Annotated in this window: 17 protein-coding genes; 5 read left to right on the top strand and 12 right to left on the bottom strand. The window is 69.0% G+C overall.

Features of this window, described 5'->3' with window-relative positions:
- Positions 1-272: 272 nt before the first annotated feature.
- From ddaH to DOE79_RS16410, 3 genes are all read right to left on the bottom strand, one after another.
- Entirely contained in the window at positions 273-1,115 is an 843-nt protein-coding gene (ddaH, locus tag DOE79_RS16420) for a dimethylargininase (protein WP_120339414.1), read from the bottom strand.
- Positions 1,116-1,218: 103 nt separating this feature from the next.
- Entirely contained in the window at positions 1,219-2,439 is a 1,221-nt protein-coding gene (locus DOE79_RS16415; RefSeq protein ID WP_245976983.1) for a mechanosensitive ion channel family protein, read from the bottom strand.
- Between the two features lie 144 nt (positions 2,440-2,583).
- Positions 2,584-3,018, bottom strand: a complete 435-nt coding sequence (locus DOE79_RS16410; RefSeq protein WP_120339413.1) for a winged helix-turn-helix transcriptional regulator — start codon at positions 3,016-3,018, stop codon at positions 2,584-2,586.
- Positions 3,019-3,140: 122 nt separating this feature from the next.
- On the opposite strand from DOE79_RS16410, the gene DOE79_RS16405 reads away from it, so the two are divergent.
- Positions 3,141-3,794 carry an FMN-dependent NADH-azoreductase gene (locus DOE79_RS16405; protein WP_120339412.1) on the top strand — a complete coding sequence of 218 codons (654 nt, stop codon included), beginning with the start codon at positions 3,141-3,143 and terminating at the stop codon, positions 3,792-3,794.
- A gap of 74 nt (positions 3,795-3,868) precedes the next feature.
- Here the strand turns inward: DOE79_RS16405 and purH are convergent, their stop codons facing one another.
- The 6 genes from purH to sucC form a co-directional block, all read right to left on the bottom strand.
- On the bottom strand, positions 3,869-5,548 hold the full coding sequence (gene purH, locus DOE79_RS16400; protein ID WP_120339411.1) for a bifunctional phosphoribosylaminoimidazolecarboxamide formyltransferase/IMP cyclohydrolase: 1,680 nt from the start codon (positions 5,546-5,548) through the stop codon (positions 3,869-3,871).
- Positions 5,545-6,138: a phosphoribosylglycinamide formyltransferase gene (gene purN, locus DOE79_RS16395; protein WP_120340391.1), complete on the bottom strand. Its 594-nt coding sequence runs from the start codon at positions 6,136-6,138 to the stop codon at positions 5,545-5,547. Before purN ends, purH begins: the two co-directional genes overlap by 4 nt.
- A 9-nt stretch (positions 6,139-6,147) precedes the next feature.
- Positions 6,148-7,407: a cell division protein PerM gene (locus DOE79_RS16390; protein WP_120339410.1), complete on the bottom strand. Its 1,260-nt coding sequence runs from the start codon at positions 7,405-7,407 to the stop codon at positions 6,148-6,150.
- Positions 7,408-7,565: 158 nt separating this feature from the next.
- A complete protein-coding gene (locus DOE79_RS16385; protein ID WP_120339409.1) occupies positions 7,566-9,125 on the bottom strand; it encodes an APC family permease in 1,560 nt (519 codons plus the stop codon).
- Positions 9,126-9,243: 118 nt separating this feature from the next.
- The gene (sucD, locus tag DOE79_RS16380) at positions 9,244-10,131 is read right to left on the bottom strand and encodes a succinate--CoA ligase subunit alpha (protein WP_120339408.1); all 888 of its coding nucleotides are present in this window, start codon (positions 10,129-10,131) and stop codon (positions 9,244-9,246) included.
- Positions 10,132-10,165: 34 nt separating this feature from the next.
- Positions 10,166-11,335 (bottom strand): ADP-forming succinate--CoA ligase subunit beta, encoded by a 1,170-nt coding sequence (sucC, locus tag DOE79_RS16375; protein ID WP_120339407.1) that lies wholly within the window; start codon positions 11,333-11,335, stop codon positions 10,166-10,168.
- A gap of 272 nt (positions 11,336-11,607) precedes the next feature.
- On the opposite strand from sucC, the gene DOE79_RS16370 reads away from it, so the two are divergent.
- From DOE79_RS16370 to DOE79_RS16355, 4 genes are all read left to right on the top strand, one after another.
- Positions 11,608-12,372: a VIT1/CCC1 transporter family protein gene (locus DOE79_RS16370; protein ID WP_120339406.1), complete on the top strand. Its 765-nt coding sequence runs from the start codon at positions 11,608-11,610 to the stop codon at positions 12,370-12,372.
- Between the two features lie 182 nt (positions 12,373-12,554).
- On the top strand, positions 12,555-12,941 hold the full coding sequence (locus tag DOE79_RS16365) for a DUF3054 domain-containing protein (RefSeq protein WP_120339405.1): 387 nt from the start codon (positions 12,555-12,557) through the stop codon (positions 12,939-12,941).
- A 321-nt stretch (positions 12,942-13,262) separates the two neighbouring features.
- Positions 13,263-14,582 (top strand): DUF1254 domain-containing protein, encoded by a 1,320-nt coding sequence (locus DOE79_RS16360; protein WP_120339404.1) that lies wholly within the window; start codon positions 13,263-13,265, stop codon positions 14,580-14,582.
- A 277-nt stretch (positions 14,583-14,859) separates the two neighbouring features.
- Positions 14,860-16,074 (top strand): IS110 family RNA-guided transposase, encoded by a 1,215-nt coding sequence (locus DOE79_RS16355; RefSeq protein ID WP_120339403.1) that lies wholly within the window; start codon positions 14,860-14,862, stop codon positions 16,072-16,074.
- Positions 16,075-16,084: 10 nt separating this feature from the next.
- On the opposite strand, the gene DOE79_RS16350 is transcribed toward DOE79_RS16355, so the two are convergent.
- From DOE79_RS16350 to DOE79_RS16340, 3 genes are all read right to left on the bottom strand, one after another.
- Positions 16,085-16,306: a hypothetical protein gene (locus tag DOE79_RS16350; RefSeq protein ID WP_120339402.1), complete on the bottom strand. Its 222-nt coding sequence runs from the start codon at positions 16,304-16,306 to the stop codon at positions 16,085-16,087.
- Between the two features lie 283 nt (positions 16,307-16,589).
- Positions 16,590-17,696, bottom strand: coding sequence for an FUSC family protein (locus DOE79_RS16345; protein WP_245976982.1), 1,107 nt, complete (start codon positions 17,694-17,696; stop codon positions 16,590-16,592).
- Complete coding sequence (locus DOE79_RS16340) at positions 17,693-20,170, bottom strand: ATP-dependent helicase (protein WP_120339401.1); 2,478 nt, start codon at positions 20,168-20,170, stop codon at positions 17,693-17,695. Before DOE79_RS16340 ends, DOE79_RS16345 begins: the two co-directional genes overlap by 4 nt.

The raw sequence follows: 20,170 nt of genomic DNA, 5'->3' as shown, positions 1-20,170 counted from the left end.
GGGCAGCTTCGGTGCGGCCGGACTCCTAGGCGGAGGCGAGTCGGAGCGCCGGGACGAAGGCAGCGCCGGTCGCAATCGTTGCGAGCGTGGTGCGGGCGGTCTTGGTCATGTCGGCCTCCTGAGCGCGTCTGTTCATCGTCTTGTGCCCCCCTGTTCAGGCAGCCTTTCAGGATAGGGCCCCGGGCGCGCCGGGCGCAAGAGTGAATTTCGGCCGGCGCCTGGTTCGACCGCGGATGCGGGCGCGAGGCCGGGCGCATCCGTGCCGGACCGGGTCAGCGCACCCGCACGCTCAGGCAGGTGACGCAGCCCTCGAGCTTCTCGAACTCGGTGATGTCGACGGTCACCGTGCGGTATCCGAGCCCGGTGAGCAGCTCGGCGGTCTGTGGGGCCGCCGCGGACATCAGCAGGGTGTTCTCGTCGAGGATCACGACGGCGGTGCCCTCTGCCTCCGGCACCGGCAGGAACTTCGCGAACAGACCCGAGTCGTCCACGAGCGGCGGGTAGCCGATGATGGTGCCGTCCGGCAGCGCGGTGATCGCGGTCTTGAGGTGCAGGGCGCGGGTCACGGGGACCGGCACGACGGTGTAGCGGAGCGGTTCCACGATGGCGGCGAGCTGCGCGGCGCCTTCGGCGTTGGTGCGGAGGCTCTGGCCGACGTACACGGTGCGGCCAACCTTGAGCACGTCGCCGCCGTCGAGGGTGCCGGGCGATTCGACCCGGTGCACGGTGAGGCCGAGGTCGCGTACGGCGGCTTCAGCGGCAGCGGTCTCGCCACGCCGGCTGGGCGCTCCCGGGCTGGCGATCACGGCGGTTCGCCCGAAGAGGATCACGGCGTCCTCGATGAACACCGAGTCGGGCTGGTCGGGCGCCGGTGCTACCTCGGTAGTGGTCCACCCCTCGACCCGCAGAGCCGCGACATAGCCCTCCCACTGGGAGCGGGCCAGCTGGAGGTCGATGGGCACGCGGTCGATGTGGGTGATCTGCCCCTCGGCGAGGATGTCGACGGGCCGGCGCACCAGGGCGCGCTTCCCGGCGCCCGCGGGCGTCGCGTCGGCGGGCGTCGCGTCGGCGGGCGTCGTGTCGGTGGGGAGGCCGGAGTCACCGGAGGTAGTCATGCGCACAGCCTAAAACACCTCCGCGCCGCGCGTGCCGCTGCGCCCGCCCGCGCAATGGGCGCGAAGTGGCACGTCAGCGAGCACTGTGCGGGCGCGGGCCGGACTAGCGGGGCGCGGGGAGGGACTCGGGGGCGTCTTCCCAGTCCTGCACGGTGATGGACTCGGTGAAGTGCTGGGCGCGCTCCTTGCCGCCCTCGTCGCCGGAGAACAGGCCGGGCGCCTCGATGACGGGGCGGGCGGGCTTGCGGCCGCGGGACGACGGGCGCGCGGGCGGGGCCTCTGGCTCGTGGCGCACCTCGACGCGGCTCATCGGCAGGGCGTCGGGGTTCTCGGCGTTGACCCAGTCGATCAGGTTCTCCCGTACGAAGCAGCGCAGGTCGAACAGGGTCGGCGCGTCCTGCGCCGTCACGAGCACGCGCACACGCACGTAGCCGCCCACGGCATCCGTCACCTGGAGCACGACGGCACGTTCGTCCCAGAGGTCGGTCTGCGCGACGATGCGGTTGAGCTCCTCCCGCATCGCGGCCGGGTTCACGCGCCAGTCCAGGTCGAACTCGATGGCGCCGAGCAGTTCGCTGTTGTGCCGGGTCCAGTTCTGGAACGGGGTCGTGGTGAAGTAGGTGGACGGCAGCACCATGCGGCGGTCGTCCCAGATGTGCACGACGATGTAGGTGAGGGTGATCTCCTCGATCTTGCCCCACTCCCCCTCGACGATGACGACGTCATCCACGCGCAGGGCGTTGTTGAACGCGAGCTGCATGCCGGCGAAGATGTTCGCCAGGGTGGACTGGGCGGCGAGACCCGCCACGACGCTGAGCAGGCCGGCGGAGGCGAACAGGCTGGCCCCGACCGTGGCGGCGCCGGGGATGCTGAGCAGCACGGTGCCGATGGCGCAGATGATGAGGATCACGATGCCGATGCGCCGCATCATCCGCAGCTGGGTGCGCACCCGGCGGGCCACGCGGTTGTCGCGCACGTCGATGCGGTACCGGTTGGCGGCCATCTCCTCGGCGTAGTAGAGCAGCGCGCAGAGCAGCCAGGTGGCGCTTCCGATGAACAGGGCCCGGAAGACGAAGCCCACCGTGGTATCCCAGCCCGCGGGCACGTCGAGGTATCCCGACACCGCAAGCCACAGCAGTCCGATCAGCACAGTCATGCGGAACGGCACCCGGATGAGCTGCACGAGCACGCGCGCCCACCCCTTGCGCTTGCCGACCAGGCGGAACGCGAACGCGGCGATCGCGGTGATCGCGAGGGCGAGAACGATTGCCGCGAGCGCGGCAACGGGGAAAGCGGGCAGGGACAGCCCGAGAACATCGATCACAAGTGGCCTTTCCGTGTCAGGTCTATGAGAGGTCTGCAACGGCGGTGTCACGTGGACCCACCATCATCGCAGGTGCAACTGAGAACGACCTCACAACGGCGTTCCAGGGCCGCGTGATACCAACCAGGCGGTTTCGCCGTCGTCTCAGGTCGGCTCCACCGCAGCCCGGTCGTCGAATTGGTGACGGTGGAGCGCGATCGTGTGCTGGTGCTCGCTCACCCAGTCCCCCATCGACAGAGCCACCAGCTGCAGCGACTGGCCCAGCGCCGTGAGCTCGTATTCCACTCGCGGGGGAACCTCGGCGTAGACGGTTCTCGCCACGAGGCCGTCGCGCTCCAGGGCACGCAGGGTCACCGTGAGCATCCGCCGGGAGATCCCGGGAATGATCTCGGCCAGTTCGGTGAATCGCTTCCTCTCATCGCCGAGGACTCCGATCACCAGCAGGGTCCATTTGTCACCGATCCGCGACAGCAAGGACCGGAAGAGCGAGGGGTCCTGGCTCGTGCAGAGCTCGGCCATGGTGGGCATGGACTCGTTGAGTCGTTCGTGCAACGCGGCAGCAGCTGTTTTCTGGTTCATCTCGCCCTCCATCGGTTACCGCGAGGTAACAGGGGATCGGTTGCGGTAACCGAATCTCATCGTACAGAGTTACTGAACGTAACCAACCCTGGCGCACAGCCAGGACAGACCGAGGGAGTTCCATGTCCCTGTTCCGTTTGGACGCCAGCATCCGCGTCGAGGGCTCGACCAGCCGCGCCCTGGCCGACATTGTCGAGGTCGAGTGGCGCACCATCCACCCGCACCACACTGTCGTGCGCCGTCAGGTCGGCACCGACCCCGTCCCGGCCGGCGCGTGGTCGAATATCGTGAACGGATCGGCGCTCCCGCACGCCGAACGGACCCCAGAGCAGAATGCAGCCGCCGATCTGGCGCGCATCCTCACCGACGAATTGGCCGATGCCGAGGCGTTGCTCTTCGCCGTGCCGCTGTACAACTTCGGTGTGTCGCAGCATTTCAAGTCCTATGTCGACCTCGTGCTGACCGACCCGCGCCTAGCGCCGGGGCAGCCGCCGATCCTCGCGGGAAAGCCCGCGGTGCTCGTCACGGTCCAGGGCGGCAACTACACCGCCGGCACGCCGAGGGAGGGGTGGGACCACGCGACCGGTTGGATGCGGCGCATCCTCGAAGACGTCTGGCAGCTCGACCTCGCGGTCGTGACTCGCGAATTCACCCTCGTGGGTGTGAATCCGGCTCTGGACCAGTTCACGCAGCTCGCGGCTGAACTCAAATCGAACGCAGAGGACCTGGCCGTCGGCCACGGACGCCACCTCGCGTCCTTGCCGCGGGCGGCGTAGCCGTTAAACACGCGCCGGGCGCCGCATCCGTGAGTCGGATGCCGTGCCCGGCGTGTCAAATGCTCGGCGGAGGCCTAGTGGAAGAAGTGACGCTCCCCGGTGAAGTACATCGACACTCCGGCGGCCGTCGCCGCGGCGATGACCTCCTCGTCGCGCACCGATCCGCCGGGCTGCACGACGGCGGTGACGCCGGCCTCCAGCAGCACCTCGAGGCCGTCGGCGAAGGGGAAGAACGCGTCGGACGCGGCCACAGCGCCCTCGGCCCGCTCGCCGGCACGGCTGACGGCCAGGTGGCAGGAGTCGACCCGGTTGACCTGGCCCATGCCCACACCCACGGATGCGCCGGCGTGCGCGAGCAGGATCGCGTTGGACTTCACGGCCCGGCAGGCCTTCCAGGCGAACTCGAGGTCGGAGCGGGTCGCCGCATCCACCTCGGGGCCGGACACCAGGCGCCACTCGGCAGTGTCGAGGGTGTCGAAGGTGTCGGTCTCCTGCACGAGCAGGCCGCCGGAGATCTGGCGCAGCTCCAGCGATGAACGACGGTAGTCGGCCGGCAGCTCCAGCAAGCGGATGTTCTTCTTGGCACTGAGCAGCTCGAACGCGGCCGGCTCGAAGCCGGGCGCCACGAGAACCTCGGTGAAGATCTGGCTGACCGTCTCGGCCATGCCCAGCGTGACTACGCGGTTGGCGGCGATGACCCCACCGAACGCCGACACCGGGTCGCAGTCGTGTGCGCGGTGGTGCGCGGAGGCGATGGCGTCGGGTGCCTTGGGGTTGGCCACGGCGATGCCGCACGGGTTGGCGTGCTTGATGATGGCCACGGCCGGTTCGGCGAAGTCGAAGGCGGCGCGCACCGCGGCATCAGCGTCGACGTAGTTGTTGTACGACATCTCCTTGCCGTGCAGCTGCGTGGCCTGGGCGATGCCCTGGCCGCCCTCGCCGAGGTAGAGGGCCGCGGCCTGGTGCGAGTTCTCGCCGTAGCGCAGCACGGTGCCGCGGGTGGCCTCGATCGCGAGGGTCTCGGGGAACAGCGCGTCCGCCTCAGGGTCCTCGGCGGCGACAATCGCGTCGAACGCGTCGAGGATCTCTTCGCCGAGCGCCTCCGTGTCGTCCTGCCACTGGTCGTAGACGTTCTCGGTGAACCAGGCGGACACGCTCAGGTCGTAGTTGGCGGTGTGCTCGAACGCGAGCGAGGCCAGCTTCTGGCGCAGGCGCAGGGTGCTGCCGCCGGCCGCGACGGCCGCGATGATCTCCGGGTAGTTCTCCGGGTCGACCACGATGGCCACGTTGGGGTGGTTCTTGGCGGATGCGCGCACCAGCGCGGGTCCGCCGATGTCGATCTGCTCGATCACGTCGGCGGGCTCCGCGCCCGACTCGACGGTCTCCACGAACGGGTACAGGTTCACGACCACGAGCTGGAACGGCGCGATGGACAGGTCGGCAAGCTGGTTCTCGTGCGCCTCGAGGCGGAGGTCGGCGAGGATGCCGGCGTGCACGCTCGGGTGCAGGGTCTTCACCCGGCCGTCGAGCGACTCCGGGAATCCAGTGACGGCGGCGACATCCGTCACGTCGTGGCCGGCCGCGCGAATGGTGGCGGCGGTGGAGCCTGTGGAGATCATCTCGACGCCGGCGGCGGCGAGCGCGTTGGCCAGTTCGACCAGGCCGGTCTTGTCTGAGACGGAGATCAGCGCGCGCTGCACGGGGATGACGTCCCGGTCGCGGTACAGGCTCCGGGCGTTGGTGTGACCGCTCATATGGGGGAATGCTCCTTGAGATCGACGTGTCCGTTGGCGATGTCGAGCACGGCCTGCACAAGCAGCCGGCGTTCGACGAGTTTGATGCGGTCGTGCAGCGAGTCCTGGGTGTCGTCCGGGAGTACCGGCACCCGTTCCTGGCTCACGATCGGTCCGTCGTCCACTCCGTTGTCGACGACGATGATGCTGGCGCCCGTCTGAGTCACGCCGGCGGCGAGAGCGTCGCGCACCCCGTGGGCGCCGGGGAACTCGGGCAGGTAGGCGGGATGCGTGTTGATCAGGTGCGGCGACAGCGCCGACACCACTCGTGGCGGCAGCAGGCGCATGAAGCCGCTGAGCACCGTGAGGTCGGGCTGCCACTGCTGCACCTGCTCCAGCAGGGCGTCGCCCCAGGCGTCCCGGTCGGGGTACGACGAGAACGGCACCGTGAAGGTGGGGATGCCGAACTCCTCACCCAGGTCGAGCCCCTCGGCGTCCCGGTCGGCGCCGATGGCGACCACCCGGGCGGGGAACTCGGCGTCGCCGGACGCCTCCAGAAGCGCGCGCAGGTTCGAGCCTCCGCCGGAGATCAATACGACCAGTGACAGCACCATCCGAGCCTACCGTTTCGTTGAGACTTCCTCGGCGCGCGTATCCGTGCTCCGGGCCCGACGGCCACCGACGAGCATACCGAGTGCGGCGGCGATGCCCACCTCCACGACGGTGAGGGCTCCGACCAGCAGCGGGTTCGGTCCCACGTCGACGAGCCGGCCCGGGCCCATCGCGCCGGCCGACCACCAGGCGAGCAGGCCGAGCAGGATGCCCGCGACCAGGCCCATCAGGCCGCCGGTGATCAGCATCCGTGCGGTGCCGTGCGGGGAGTTGGCGCGCTTGTCCAAGCCCTGCCGCACGAGTACGGCCACGACGAAGCCGATCAGCACGGGCACGAGCAGGCCAAGGAAGCCGAAGTCCAGGGTGCCGTGCGGCAGCACGCCGAACAGCGGCAGCCCGGGTACGGCCGAGACGGAGGTGCCGAGCGGGGTAATGCTGCTGCCGGTGCCCAGCGCGATGCCGGGGCCGGCGAACCAGCTGGCGGCCCAGATCACGATGTTGGGGATAAAGGCGAGCTGGCCGATGGTGAGGCTGATGCCGCCCATCACATCGGCCTGCAGGGTCTCGTAGAGGCCGATCACGGTGGCGAAGTTGGCCAGCACCGACACGAACACGGCCACGCCCGCTACGACGAGGATGCCTGCGACGGCGGCCGTTCCGCCGCGGAGCGCGGCGGCCAACTGGCTGCGCACCTCGGGCGGGATGCGGTTGAGCTGGTCGGTGACCGGGCGGGCCAGCCAGCCGGGCCACACGGTGCCGGCGGCCCGGCCCGGGGCCCACGCGCCGATCAGCACGCCGAGCGCGAAGACCAGGGTGGGCAGCAGAATGCCCTGCACTGGCGCCGGGGTCACCACAGCGGTGCCGGCGGAGAGAGTGAGCAGCGCGGCGAGCAGCGCATAAGTGAGCACGGCCGCGCCGGCCGCGGTGAGGCGGTAGTCGGTGCTGGCGGCACGGCGCCCGGTTCGCACGCCGAGCAGCACCGCGAGCACGGCGAAGCCGAGCAGCGCGATGGTGAGGCTGAACGGGGCCTCGGCCCCGGCTAGCCCCAAGGCGGTGGTGACATCGACGGGCAGTTGTACCGCCAGGTCCACGCCGTTGCCGAGCAGCCAGACATCCACGGCGGCCCGCCAGAACACGAACCAGTCGATGCCCAGACCGTAGTGGGTGCCCCAGAGCACGGTGAGCGGCACCAATGCGATGCCCACGCCGATGGCGACGACGATGAGCGCCTCGAGGGCGGCGAGCAGGGCAGTCGTTATACGGTTCATATCCGAAAGGGAGCCTACCGTGGGCCGGCCGCAGGTTCGCCGTACCCCGCCGGGCAGTGCAGAACCGTGAACGGTTATGGGGCAAAAGTGACTTCAGGAGGATGAAATTGAGCCTCAGGTCCTTCTACTCCTCCGAAGTCCTCATGAACTCGCGTCGATCAGACGCCGCCGTCGACCGACCGGGTGAGGGGCACATCCTCGTCGGGCACCAGCACCGGGGTGGCCGCGTTGAGCGACTCGCCCCGGAAGAACGGTTTGGCGCCGGCGAAGAACGACCAGATCACCATGAGCACCACCCCGGCCAGCAGCGAGCCCACCCCCACCACGAACACCCCGCCGATGCCGAACAGCACCGTGTAGCCGTAGTCGGGGTCGAGCATGTCGATCACGGAGAACACAAACGCTCCGGTCAGCAGCAGCGCCCCGACCAGCGGGAAGACGAAGCGCATCCAGGCGTTGCGCCAGCTGGTGAACAGATCGTGCCGGAAGTACCAGACGCAGGCGTACCCGGTGATGGCGTAGTAGAACGCTATCGCCAGGCCGAGCGAGAGGATGGTGTCGTTGAGGATGTTGGAGCTGACCAGGGTCATCCCCACGTAGAACGCCACCGCCACGACGCCCATGATCAGGGTGGAGAACGACGGCGTCTGGAACCGCGGGTGCACCTGCGCGAACCGGCGCGGCAGCGCCTTGTACACGGCCATGGCGAGGGTGCCGCGGGCGGTGGGCAGGATGGTGGTCTGGGTGGAGGAGACGGCGGAGATCATCACGGCCGCCACGAGCAACCACGCCCAGGGGCCGAAGACGGCGTCCTTCAGGGCGAAGAACACGTCGTCGGCGTTGCCCTCGTTACCCAGGCCGAGGCCGCTGGTGCCGAGCCCGGCGTAGGCCATCGCCGCGACCGTGACGCCCACGTAGGTGACCAGCAGGATGATCGTGGTGAGCACCGCGGCGCGGCCCGGGATGCGCTTCGGGTCGCGGGTCTCCTCGTTCAGGGCCAGGCAGGTGTCCCAGCCCCAGTAGATGAACAGGGCCAGCAGCACGCCCTCGACGAGCCCGTTGAACGAGGTGAGCGCGAACGGGTTGAACCAGTCCGCCTGCGGAACCGTGGAGCCGGCCGGGGCGCTGCCGTCGAACACCGACCAGAGGGTGAACACCGTGAACAGCACGAGGGCCAGGTACTGGAAGCCGAGCAGCACGTTCTGCAGCCGTTCGCCGATCTCGATGCCGCGGTAACTCACCCACACCATCAGCACGATGAAAACCACCCCGGTGAGGGTGACGACGAGTTCATTCTCGGCCAGGTCGGGGGCTGCGAGCAGCCAGAAGTAGATGCCGCCGATCTGGGCGAGGTTGCCGAGCACCACGATGCCGGCCACGGCCACGCCCCACCCGCCCATCCAGCCCACCCACGGGCCGAACGCCTTGGTCGCCCAGGTGAAGGTGGTGCCGCAGTCCGGGATGTCCCGGTTCAGTTCCCGGTAGGCGAAGGCCACCAGCAGCATGGGGATGAACGCGATCACGAATACGACGGGAGCCTGGGTGCCCACGGCGAGGACGACGAAGCCGAGCGTCGCCGCCAGCGAATACACCGGGGCGGTGGACGCCAACCCGATCACGGTGGAGCCGAACAGGCTCAGGGTGCCGGTGGCCAGGCCCTTGCCCTCGGAGCGGGCTGGTTCCGGTCGCGCGGGAACCGTGGCGTCATTGCGGGACATGGTCCTCCGATCGCGGGCCGGGCATCCGTCGGCGGGCGACGGGTCTGACCGGCATGCTACTCGTCGCCCCGGGCACGAGAAAGGGCCCGCCGAATCGGCGGGCCCTTCGTCGAACGGTTTACAGCGCGGCGAGAACCTCGCGCAGCAGGGTGGCGGTCTCGCTCGGCGTCTTGCCGACCTTGACCCCGGCGGCCTCGAGGGCCTCCTTCTTGCCCTGCGCGGTTCCGGCCCCGTCGGAGACGATGGCGCCGGCGTGGCCCATGGTCTTGCCCTCTGGAGCGGTGAAGCCGGCCACGTAGCCCACGACGGGCTTGGTGACGTGTGCCTTGATGTACTCGGCGGCCTTCTCCTCGGCGTCGCCGCCGATCTCCCCGATCATGACGATCGCGAGGGTCTCGGGGTCGGCCTCGAACGCGGCGAGCGCGTCGATGTGGGTGGTGCCGATGATGGGGTCGCCGCCGATGCCGATGGCGGTGGAGAAGCCCAGGTCGCGCAGTTCGTACATCATCTGGTAGGTCAGGGTGCCCGACTTGGAGACCAGGCCGACCGGGCCCTTGCCGGTGATGTTCGCCGGCGTGATGCCCACGAGCGCCTCACCGGGCGTGATGATGCCGGGGCAGTTCGGCCCGATGATGCGGGTCTTGTTGCCCTTCAATTGGGCGTAGGCCCAGAACTCGGCGGAGTCCTGCACGGGCACGCCCTCGGTGATGATGACGAGCAGGCCGATTTCGGCGTCGATCGCTTCGATCACGGCGTCCTTGGTGAAGGCCGGCGGCACGAACGCGATGGAGACGTCCGCGCCGGTCTTCTCCATGGCCTCGGCGACCGTGCCGAAGACGGGCAGCTCGACGTCGCCGTGGGTGACGGTGGTGCCGGCCTTGCGGGCGTTGACGCCGCCGACGATCTGGGTGCCGGCCTTGAGCATCAGAGCGGTGTGCTTGGTGCCCTCGCCGCCGGTGATGCCCTGGACGATGACCTTGGAGTCCTTGTTGAGGAAGATTGACATGTTGTTCCTATTCCTTGATCTCGACGCGTGCGGATCAGCGGGCGGCGTGGGCGAGTTCGGCGGCCTTGGCGGCACCCTCGTCCATGGTGGCGGCCAGGGTGACCAGCGGGTGGTTGGCCTCGTTGAGGATGCGGCGGCCTTCCTCGACGTTGTTGCCGTCGAGGCGCACGACCAGGGGCTTGTTCGCGGCGTCGCCGAGAGTGGCGAGCGCGCCGACGATGCCGTGGGCCACGGCGTCGCAGGCGGTGATGCCGCCGAAGACGTTGACGAAGACGCTCTTGACCTGCGGGTCGCCGAGGATGACGTCGAGGCCGGCGGCCATGACGGCAGCGGATGCTCCGCCGCCGATGTCGAGGAAGTTGGCCGGCTTGACGCCGCCGAAGTTCTCACCGGCGTAGGCGACCACGTCGAGGGTCGACATGACCAGCCCGGCACCGTTGCCGATGATACCGACCTCGCCGTCGAGCTTGACGTAGTTGAGGTCGTTCTGCTTGGCCTTGGCCTCGAGCGGGTCGGCCGCGGCCTTGTCCTCCAGGGCGGCGTGGCCCGGGTGGCGGAAGTCGGCGTTCTCGTCGATGGTGACCTTGCCGTCGAGGGCGATGATGTCGCCCTCCTCGGTGAGAACCAGCGGGTTGACCTCGACGAGGGTGGCGTCCTCGCCGGCGAAGACGCTGTACAGCTGCACGAAGACGGGAGCGACCTTGTCGACCAGTTCAGCCGGGAACTTCGCCTGGACGGCGATCCCCTTGGCCGTGGCCAGGTCGATGCCGGCGTTCGGGTCGATGGCCACGTAGGCCAGGGCGTCGGGCTTCTCCACCGCGAGGACCTCGATCTCCACGCCGCCCTCGTAGCTGGCGAGCGAGAGGTAGGAGCGGTTGGACCGGTCCAGCAGCACGGAGAAGTAGAACTCCTGCTTGATGCGGGCTCCCCCGGCGACCATCACGCGGTGCACGGTGTGGCCCTTGATGTCCAGGCCCAGGATGGCGCGCCCGGCGGCTTCGGCCTCATCCGGGGTCTTTGCGACCTTGACGCCGCCGGCCTTGCCGCGGCCTCCGACCTTGACCTGCGCCTTGACGACGACGACACCGCCCAGCTTCTCGGCCGCGGCGCGCACCTCCTCGGGCGTGTCTGCGATGATCCCGGGCAGAACCGGGACTCCATACTGCTCAAACAGGTCTCTGGCCTGGTATTCGTAAAGATCCACGCTGCTCTTCCAATCCGCGTCATAGCGTTCCGTGCATGGGGTAGGTGTGGCCTGATGCCCCGGCGCGAAAACTAGCTCGACGTCGAGAGATACTGACCATCTCAAACTCTACCTTCTCAGATCGGGCGCCATGCCCGCTGGTACCGCGGGGCGCTTCGCTGCACCGCGTATGGCTGGATGCGTCCGCCGTGGCGGGCGTGCCGGCCCAGAAGGGGCGCACCGAACGTGCGGTACCGCTGGTCAGGGCGCCCCCACAGTGCTTGGCTGGCCTCATGAGCGAATCAGACCCGGCGCGCCAGCCCACCGGTCCCGCACCCTCCTCCCCCGCCGCTGAACCCGACCACGCCACCGAGCCACACTCCCCCGGGCACGCCTCCCGGCTCAACTGGCTGCGCGCCGGGGTGCTCGGCGCCAACGACGGCATCGTCTCGGTCGCGGCCCTGGTCGTGGGCGTCGCCGCGGCCACCTCCGACTCCGCGGCGATCCTCATCGCCGGGGTCGCGAGCCTGCTCGCCGGGGCGATCTCCATGGCGCTCGGCGAATACGTGTCGGTGAGCAGCCAGCGAGACACCGAGCGGGCCCTGATCAACAAGGAACGAAGCGAGCTGGCCACGATGCCCGAGCAGGAGCTGGCCGAGCTCGCCGGGCTGTACCAGGCCAAGGGGCTCTCCGCCGAGACCGCCCGCCTTGTGGCCGACGAGCTGACCGCGCACGACGCGCTCGGCGCGCACCTCGAGGTGGAGCTGCACATCGGCGCCGACGAGCTCACCAACCCCTGGCATGCCGCCTTGGCATCAGCGGTGGCGTTCACGGTGGGCGCCATCCTGCCACTGCTTGCGGTGCTGCTGCCGCCGCCGGAGTGGCGCGTGCCGGCGACGTTCGTCTCGGTGGCCGTCGCGCTGATCATCACCGGCTGGCTGAGCGCGTTCCTCGGCGACAGCCCACGGATGCGCGCGATCGCGCGGGTGCTCATCGGCGGACTGCTCGCCCTCGGTGTGACCTACCTGATCGGCGGGTTGCTCGGCACGACGGTCTAGCGGCGCCGGTCCGGCCGGCTCGGTCAGGCCGACCAGGTCCGGACCTCCCTCAGGGACAGCGCCACACGGCTCTCCGTCAGGGTCTAGGCCACACAGCCCGGACCTCCCGTCAGAGTCTGGGCCACACGGTCTGGAACTCCCGTCAGGGTCTGGGCGGCGCGGTATCGACGTAGTCTGGAATCATGCCTTCTCGCCCCGCCGGCCCTTCGCTCGTTCCCCTGGCCGCCGGAGCGGACGCGGCCCTGGTACTGCTCTTTGTGCTGATCGGCCGGGCCAGCCACGGCGAAGGGCTCTGGGGCGTGCTGCTCACCTGGTGGCCGTTCCTGGCCGGGCTCGCGGTGGGCTGGCTGGTCTCCCGCGCCTGGCGGCACCCGCTCCGCCTCGTCTGGACCGGCGTGATCGTGTGGCTGGTCACCGTCGTCGTGGGCATGTTCCTGCGCGTCGCCAGCGGCCAGGGCGTGCAGCTCAGCTTCGTCATCGTCACGGTCATCGTGCTCGGCGTGTTCCTGCTGGGCTGGCGCGCGATCGCGTTGCTCGTGCAGCGTCGGCGCTCCGCGCGCATCGGCTGAGCCGGGGGCGCAACCGGCCGCTCGCGCCATCCGCGTATCTCCTACCGCCTGCCCCGCGCAGCGCTCGGCCCGGCCGCGTACCGGCGTTTGCCCCGCGAATCGGCGCTTGCCCAGCGTTCGAGAGGGCCGCCCTGGCCGTTGACGAGTTCCGCGGGTGGAGCGCCGGTTCGCTGATGGCGTGCCAGGCGCGCACCGGCGCCCGTCCCGCGGAACGCTCACTCGACAGAACCGAGCGGGCCCTGTGCCTCGCTGCCGGGCTGGGGCACAATGCCCGTGAACGGTCCGTGCCCACCCGGGCGCCCGCCCACGCCGAGGAGCCCGATGAGCACCCTGTCGATCGACCCCAAGACCCTGGCCGAAGAGGCCTATGTCTACCTCTACCCGCTGGTGCTCATGGACGTGACCCGGCAGCAGAGCATCAACACCGCGCCGGGGCGGGTCTTCGGCCGCGGGCCGGCCAACACGTTCGTGCACACCCGGACTTTCCCCACGGCCGAGTTCCGCGATGTGGTGCGGCCCAACTTCGACACGCTCTACTCGATCGCCTGGCTCGACCTCGGGGCGGGGCCGGTCGTGGTGCACGTGCCGGACACCGCCGACCGGTACTACATGCTGCCGCTGATCGACATGTGGACCGAGGTGTTCGCCAACCCGGGCAAACGGACCACCGGAACCGCGGCGACGGACCTGTTCGTCGCCCCACCGGGCTGGTCGGGCGAGGTGCCCGCCGGACAGATCCTCATCCACGCGCCCACCCCGTACGTGTGGATCGTGGGCCGGTTCCAGACCAACGGCGTCGACGACTACCCCGCGGTGCGCGCCCTGCAAGACCAGCTTTCGCTCACCCTGCCGGATGGGTATGAGCCGTTCCCACTGGATCCCACGGTGGACTCGACCACTCCGCCGCTACGCACGGTGGCGCAGATGAGCGGCGTGGAGTTCTTCCGCCGGGCGTCCTCACTGCTGCGGGCCGTGCCGCCGCATTCCACCGATTTCTCCGTTCTCGCACGGCTTGCCCATCTCGGCCTGGTGCCTGGCACCCCGTTCGACGGCGACCGGCTCACCGACGACACCGTCGAAGAACTCGAAGCCGGCGTGGCCGAGGCCCGGGCGACCCTGCTGGCCACCCTCCCCCTGATGGGACGGCGGGTGAACGGCTGGCTGCTGAACGTGGAGACCATGGGCAACTACGGCAACGACTACCTCAAACGCGCCGTGGTGGCGCTGGTGGGGCTGGGCGCCAACCCGCCGGAGGATGCCGTGTACCCGATCCTGATGGCGGATGCCGACGGGCGCCCGCTCACCGGCGAGAACCGGTATCGGATGCACTTCGAGAAGGCCGAGTTGCCGCCGGTGGAGGCGTTCTGGTCAGTGACGATGTACGACTCCGACGGTTTCCAGACCGCGAACGAGATCGACCGGTATGCGATCGGCGACAGGGACGACCTGCGGTTCAACGGTGACGGGTCGCTCGACCTGTACCTGCAGCACGACCGCCCGGCGCCGGAGCTGGTGGCCAACTGGCTGCCCGCACCGCTGGGACCGCTCGGGGTCACGATGCGCCTGTACGGGCCGCGCCGGGAGGTACTCGACGGCGCCTGGGTACCCCCGGCGGTCACTCGCGAGACCACCCCTGACTGAGCGCCTCGGGTGGGTCGCGCCGTTCCCGGGTACGTCACCATCTCGTCGGTCGAGCTTGTCAGTGATGATTGAGGCGGGGTCGGGTTGGTCTGACTCAGAGCTTGTCCGACGCTGTGGCTGTCTTTGTCTCGATGCGTCGACTGGCCTGGCTCTGGCGTCTATTAGTCGCGTTCAGGATGCCGATCATGACCTGATAGGAGCCTGGCTAAAGTCTCTTCACTGACCTGTCTGCCGGCACCCTGAACGCTGACCCTTACGAAGAAGGGCTGTAACCAGAATGACCGACAATCAGCAAAAGATCATCATCGGCGTCGATACGCACAAGGATTTCCACCACGTCGCTGTGATCAGCGCGCTGGGCGAGTCCCTCACGGATCGTAAATTCGATGCCACCCCGGACGGTTACGCCGACCTGATCCGCTGGGTCACCGAGCAAGGCGCCGTGCTCCGCGCCGGCGTTGAGGGCACCGGCTCCTACGGTGCCGGCCTCACCGCGCGGCTGCGCACCGCGGGCATCGATGTGATTGACGTCCTGGCGCCGGACAAGCAGGAACGCCGGCTGCGCGGTAAGACCGACCAGATCGACGCGTACTCCGCCGCCCGCGCTGTCCTATCCAAGCGGGCGACGACGGTGCCGAAGCTTCGCGACGGTGAAGTCGAAGCGATGCGGATCCTCCGCACGTCTCGCCGGCTGGTCGTCAAGCAGCGCACCGAGATCATGAACCAACTGCACAGCCTGCTCGTCAGCGCCCCGGAAACCCTCCGCGCGAAGCTGACCGGCCTCAAGGCCAAAGACCTCGCGAAGGCCTGCGCCAGGCTACGGGACCTGGCCGGAGATGACGTCGTCACCGCCGCAACCAAGGACGCCGCGAAGTCCTTGGGCCGCCGTCACGTTGAGTTGAGCCTTGAGGCTGACCGGTTCGAGGAGAGCATCCGCGCCCTCGTTACCGCTTACGCCCCGGAACTGCTCGCGGTTTATGGGGTTGGACCGGATGTTGCCGCGACGCTGCTGACCGTCGCGGGCGAGAACGTTGACCGGATCGGCACCGAATCCGCCCTCGCTCACTTAGCCGGGACCGCACCCATCCCGGCGTCGTCAGGGAAAACGAACCGGCACCGGCTCAACCGTGGCGGCAACCGGCAAGGCAACGCCGCGTTCCACCGCATTGTCTTGGTCCGCATGAAACGCCACCCCGAAACCCGCGCCTACGTCGAGAAACCCTCGCCCGCGGCAAGACCAAACGCGACACCATGCGACTACTCAAGCGCTACCTCGCCCGAGAGATCTTCCCCATCCTCATCGCCGTCCAAGAACGCCACGCGACCACCCAAATCGCCGCTTGACATCAATAGGAGCATCGAGACCCTACGAGACGACAGGTCAAGCCGACCAACGGGCAAGGAACGGCCCACCCGGTTTCGACAAGCTCAACCGACGATCGGGAACGCGCCGCAGGCCGGCTCACCGGGTTTCGACAAGCTCGACCAATGAGCCGCCCGGGTCAGCGGGCCAGGTCGTCGTCTTCGTCGTCGATGTCGTCGTCGCCGAGTTCGACGAGGCGGTTGTCGGCGTCGTCGCCCCACTCGTCTTCGTCGAGTTCGTTCTCGGCCGTGTCGTCCTCGTCGGGAAGCAGGTCGTTGGGGATCTCCAGATCGTCGACGCTGCGATTATCGTCGAGAGCCTCGGGGTCGTGCGGCCACAGGCCGTCTGAGTCATGGGTCATTGCGAGCCTCCTTCGGACACACGGGTGTACAGCGGGAAACGAAACGGATGTCTGCCACGCCGACTGTGCGACGTGCCAGTGCGTGACACCGTACCTGCGCCGTCGGTCAGCGGCAAGGGTGCGGGCATCCGATTCGGCAGATTTCTCAGGCCGCCGGCGTGGCCACGGACAGGTTCGAATCAGCCCATGAGAGCGACGACTTGAAGAGCAAAAAGTGAGGTTACGAGGACGCGATGGCGACAGGTCCTCACAATCGGCCGCTGTCCTGATAAACGGTCGTCACTCAGGCGGACGGGGCCGGGCGCCGGGCCGCCGCGCGGGCCAGGACGGCTCGGCTGACGAGCACGACCACCAGTGCCACCGCCCCGCCCAGCGCGGTCTCGACGACCCGGTCGACGAGCAGCTCCGAGACCGGCGCCGGGCTGGCCAGGTGCGACACCGAGAGGGCCAGCGGGGTGATGAAGAGCAGGGCGGCACCGTAGTGCCGTCCGATCAGGATCTCCGCGCCGAACTGGCCGATCGCGATGGTGAGGATGAGCACCCACACCGGCGGGCCGGGCAGCAGGATCAGCGCGGTGAGCAGCACCCCGGCCACGGTGCCGAAGATACGGTGGAACGCCCGCGCGGTGGAGTGCCGGGCACCAGGCGGCGGCAGCACCGCCACCACGCTCACCACGGCCCAGTACGGATGCCCGATGCCCACCAGAATCGCCAGTCCGCCGGCCACGAGCACACCCACCAGCATCTGCCCGATCGACAGCCAGACCAGCTTGTCGCGGTACGCCGCCGGGTTGATCCGGGGATGCCGCGGCAGTTCCTTGAAGAGGGCCGCCGAGCGGTCGGCCGCCGCGCGGCGCACGGCCCAGCCCGACATGGTCACGGTCCACGCGAAGGCGGCGCCGGCCACGCCGACGACCAGGCTCGGCAGAACGTCGGCGGGGTCGGTGGGCACCTGCGCGCACACCGTGTACGCGAAGACGAAGAACAGCGGAGTGCCCGGGAACAGGCCGGCCGTGCTGATCAGCAGCACCCCGAGCACGATCACGAACACCAGCCCGAGCGTGAGCAGCGCCAGCGGCGCACCGATGGCGGCCATCCCCACCCCGAAGGCGATACTGCCCAGCATCCCGACGGCGGCGATGCTCACCGACCGGGCGCGCAGTTTGTACGGTTCGCCGCGGCCGAATAGGGCCGTCATGCCGCCGAAGGTGGCGTACACCGCCCAGTCGATGCGGCCCAGGAGCGCCAGCACGACGAGCGGAACCACCATCGCGAGTGTCGCCCGCACGGCGACCTCCAGGTCGAGGGCGCGGAGCGAGCGCGCCCACTGCCGCAGGGATTCCGGCCGGGAGGACGCATCCGTCGAATCGTTGTGGTGCGGGGTCGTCACTCGATCTTCTCGATCGGCGCGATCTTGATCAGCAGTTTCTTCGCCCCGGCGGTGTCGAACTGCACGTGCGCGATGCGCTTGGTGCCCTCGCCGGTGACCTGGTTGACCTTGCCGTCGCCGAAGTCCACGTGCCGGATGCGGTCGCCCGCGTTGAGCGTGAGGTCACCGTTGTCACGCACCTGCGCGGTGACCCGGTTGGCCCACTCGGTCTTCGGTTTGGGCGCCGGCGGCAGCTGCCCTGGGGTACCGGAGCGGCTGCCGAAGCCGCCTCCGTCTCGCCTGGCGTTGAGGGCGCGCGGCTGGGTGCCGCCACGGGAATTGGCCATGCCGGGCGACTGCTTCCAGTCGATCAGCGCCGCCGGGATCTCCTGCAGGTAGCGGCTGGGCATGGCCACGTTGACCTCGCCGAACTGCGCGCGGGTCATCGCCAGCGACAGGTACAGCCGCTGCCGGGCACGGGTGATGCCCACGTAGAACAGGCGGCGCTCCTCCGCGGGGCCGCCGGGCTCGCCGGCCGACATCTGGTGCGGCAGCAGCCCCTCCTCCACGCCGGTAAGGAACACGGCCTCGTATTCGAGGCCCTTGGCGGTGTGCAGCGTCATCAGCGACACTGTGCCCGAGGCGTCGTCGAGGTCGTCCGCGGCGGCGACGAGCGACACCTGGGTGAGGAAGTCGACCAGGCCCGCGTCGGGGTTCTCCCGGTTGAAGTCCTTGGTCTGGGCGACGAGCTCCTCGATGTTCTCCGCCCGCACCTCGTCCTGCGCGTCGCGGCTGGCCCGCAGCACGGCGAGCAGGCCGCTGCCGTCGAGCAGGAAGGTGAGCAGGTCGCTGACGTTCGCGGCGCCGGCCGGGTTCTCCGGGTCCATCATCAACGCGGCCGAGTCGAGCAGGGTGGCCAGCTGCAGGATGGCGCCGGTCACCTTGGGGCCGAGGCCCAGTCCGCCGGAATCGCGCATGGCCTGGCGGAAGGAGATGCCGTTGGTCTCGGCGAAGCTGGCCAGCTGGGTTTCGGTGGCCGGGCCGATGCCGCGCTTGGGGGTGTTCAGGATGCGGCGGAGCGCGAGTTCGTCTTGCGGGTTGGCGACCGCGATGAGGTACGCCAGCGCATCCTTGATCTCGGCGCGTTCGTAGAACTTGGTGCCGCCGACGACCCGGTACGGCACCGCGGCGCGCACCAGGATCTCCTCCAGCGCTCGGGTCTGCGCGTTGGTGCGGTAGAACACGGCCATGTCGCGGTAGGCCATGCCGGCTCGGTGCAGCACCTCGATCTCGTCGGCCACGAACTGGGCCTCATCGTGCCCGTTGTACGCGGTGTAGCCCACGATCTTCTCGCCGTCGCCACCGGCGCTCCAGAGCCGCTTCTCGCGGCGGTCGAAGTTGTTGCCGATCACGGCGTTCGCGGCCGAGAGGATGTTCTGGGTGGAGCGGTAGTTCTGCTCGAGCAGGATCACCTTGGTGCCCGGGAAGTCCCGCTCGAACTCGGTGATGTTGCGGCTGGAGGCGCCGCGGAAGGCGTAGATCGACTGGTCGGAGTCGCCCACCACGGTGAGCGAGGCGCCGGGGATCTGCCCGGAAGCATCCTGCAGGTTCTTGATGTGCAGGCCCTGGTCCTCCATGTCGTCGGCCAGCTCCGGCTCGACGGGGCGGGTGAGCTCGCGCACGAGCGCGTACTGGGCGTGGTTGGTGTCCTGGTATTCGTCGACCAGGATGTGCCGGAACCGGCGACGGTACAGCGCCGCGACCTTGGGGAAGGCGCGGAACAGGAACACCGTCTCGCCGATCAGGTCGTCGAAGTCGAGGGCGCTGGCCGCGCGGAGCCTTCTCGTGTACTGGCGGAAGATCTCGACGAACATGACCTCCTGCGGGTCGCTCATGTTCGCGTTGCGGGCGTACGAGTCGACATCCGCCAGCTCGTTCTTGAGCTTCGAGATCTTGGAGGCGACATTGCCGGGGGTGAAGCCGAGGGTGTCGGCGTCGAGCTGCTTGATGATGCGCTTGATGGTGACCTTGGAGTCGGCCGAGTCGTAGATGCTGAAGTTGGTCGACAGGCCCGCGCTCTCGGCCTCTCGACGCAGGATGCGCACACAGGAGGAGTGGAAGGTGCTGATCCACATGCCGTCGGAGGCCTGGCCGAGGAGGCCCCTCACACGTTCGCGCATCTCGGCGGCGGCCTTGTTGGTGAACGTGATCGCGAGGATCTGGCTGGGCCAGGCCTCGCGGCTCTCGATCAGCCCGGCGACCCGGCGGGTGAGCACACTGGTCTTGCCGGAGCCGGCGCCGGCGACGATGAGCAGGGCCGGGCCGCGGTATTGCACGGCCTCGAGCTGCTGCGGGTTGAGGCCGTCGAACAGCGGGTTCTGCTGCTCGGAGCTACCGTGCGACCCGTCGTTCGGGCCCGCCCGTCCGTCGAGGATGATCGGGGTCGCCGAAGGCCGCGTGGCCGGGGTGTTGGGCAGGTCTGAAGACAAAGTCAT

The organism is Cryobacterium soli (assembly GCF_003611035.1).
Taxonomy (GTDB): Bacteria; Actinomycetota; Actinomycetes; order Actinomycetales; family Microbacteriaceae; genus Cryobacterium; species Cryobacterium soli.
The sequence above is the reverse complement of the archived record's forward strand: the minus strand, read 5'-3'. Positions and strand labels throughout refer to the sequence as shown.

Coding starts and splice junctions, on each gene's coding strand:
- DOE79_RS16350 (WP_120339402.1), bottom strand. CDS start 16,306: ATGACCCATGACTCAGACGGCCTGTGGCCGCACGACCCCGAGGCTCTC.
- DOE79_RS16390 (WP_120339410.1), bottom strand. CDS start 7,407: ATGAACCGTATAACGACTGCCCTGCTCGCCGCCCTCGAGGCGCTCATC.
- DOE79_RS16410 (WP_120339413.1), bottom strand. CDS start 3,018: ATGAACCAGAAAACAGCTGCTGCCGCGTTGCACGAACGACTCAACGAG.
- purH (WP_120339411.1), bottom strand. CDS start 5,548: ATGAGCGGTCACACCAACGCCCGGAGCCTGTACCGCGACCGGGACGTC.
- DOE79_RS16385 (WP_120339409.1), bottom strand. CDS start 9,125: ATGTCCCGCAATGACGCCACGGTTCCCGCGCGACCGGAACCAGCCCGC.
- DOE79_RS16365 (WP_120339405.1), top strand. CDS start 12,555: ATGCCTTCTCGCCCCGCCGGCCCTTCGCTCGTTCCCCTGGCCGCCGGA.
- DOE79_RS16355 (WP_120339403.1), top strand. CDS start 14,860: ATGACCGACAATCAGCAAAAGATCATCATCGGCGTCGATACGCACAAG.
- DOE79_RS16360 (WP_120339404.1), top strand. CDS start 13,263: ATGAGCACCCTGTCGATCGACCCCAAGACCCTGGCCGAAGAGGCCTAT.
- DOE79_RS16370 (WP_120339406.1), top strand. CDS start 11,608: ATGAGCGAATCAGACCCGGCGCGCCAGCCCACCGGTCCCGCACCCTCC.
- sucD (WP_120339408.1), bottom strand. CDS start 10,131: ATGTCAATCTTCCTCAACAAGGACTCCAAGGTCATCGTCCAGGGCATC.
- DOE79_RS16405 (WP_120339412.1), top strand. CDS start 3,141: ATGTCCCTGTTCCGTTTGGACGCCAGCATCCGCGTCGAGGGCTCGACC.
- ddaH (WP_120339414.1), bottom strand. CDS start 1,115: ATGACTACCTCCGGTGACTCCGGCCTCCCCACCGACACGACGCCCGCC.
- DOE79_RS16340 (WP_120339401.1), bottom strand. CDS start 20,170: ATGACTTTGTCTTCAGACCTGCCCAACACCCCGGCCACGCGGCCTTCG.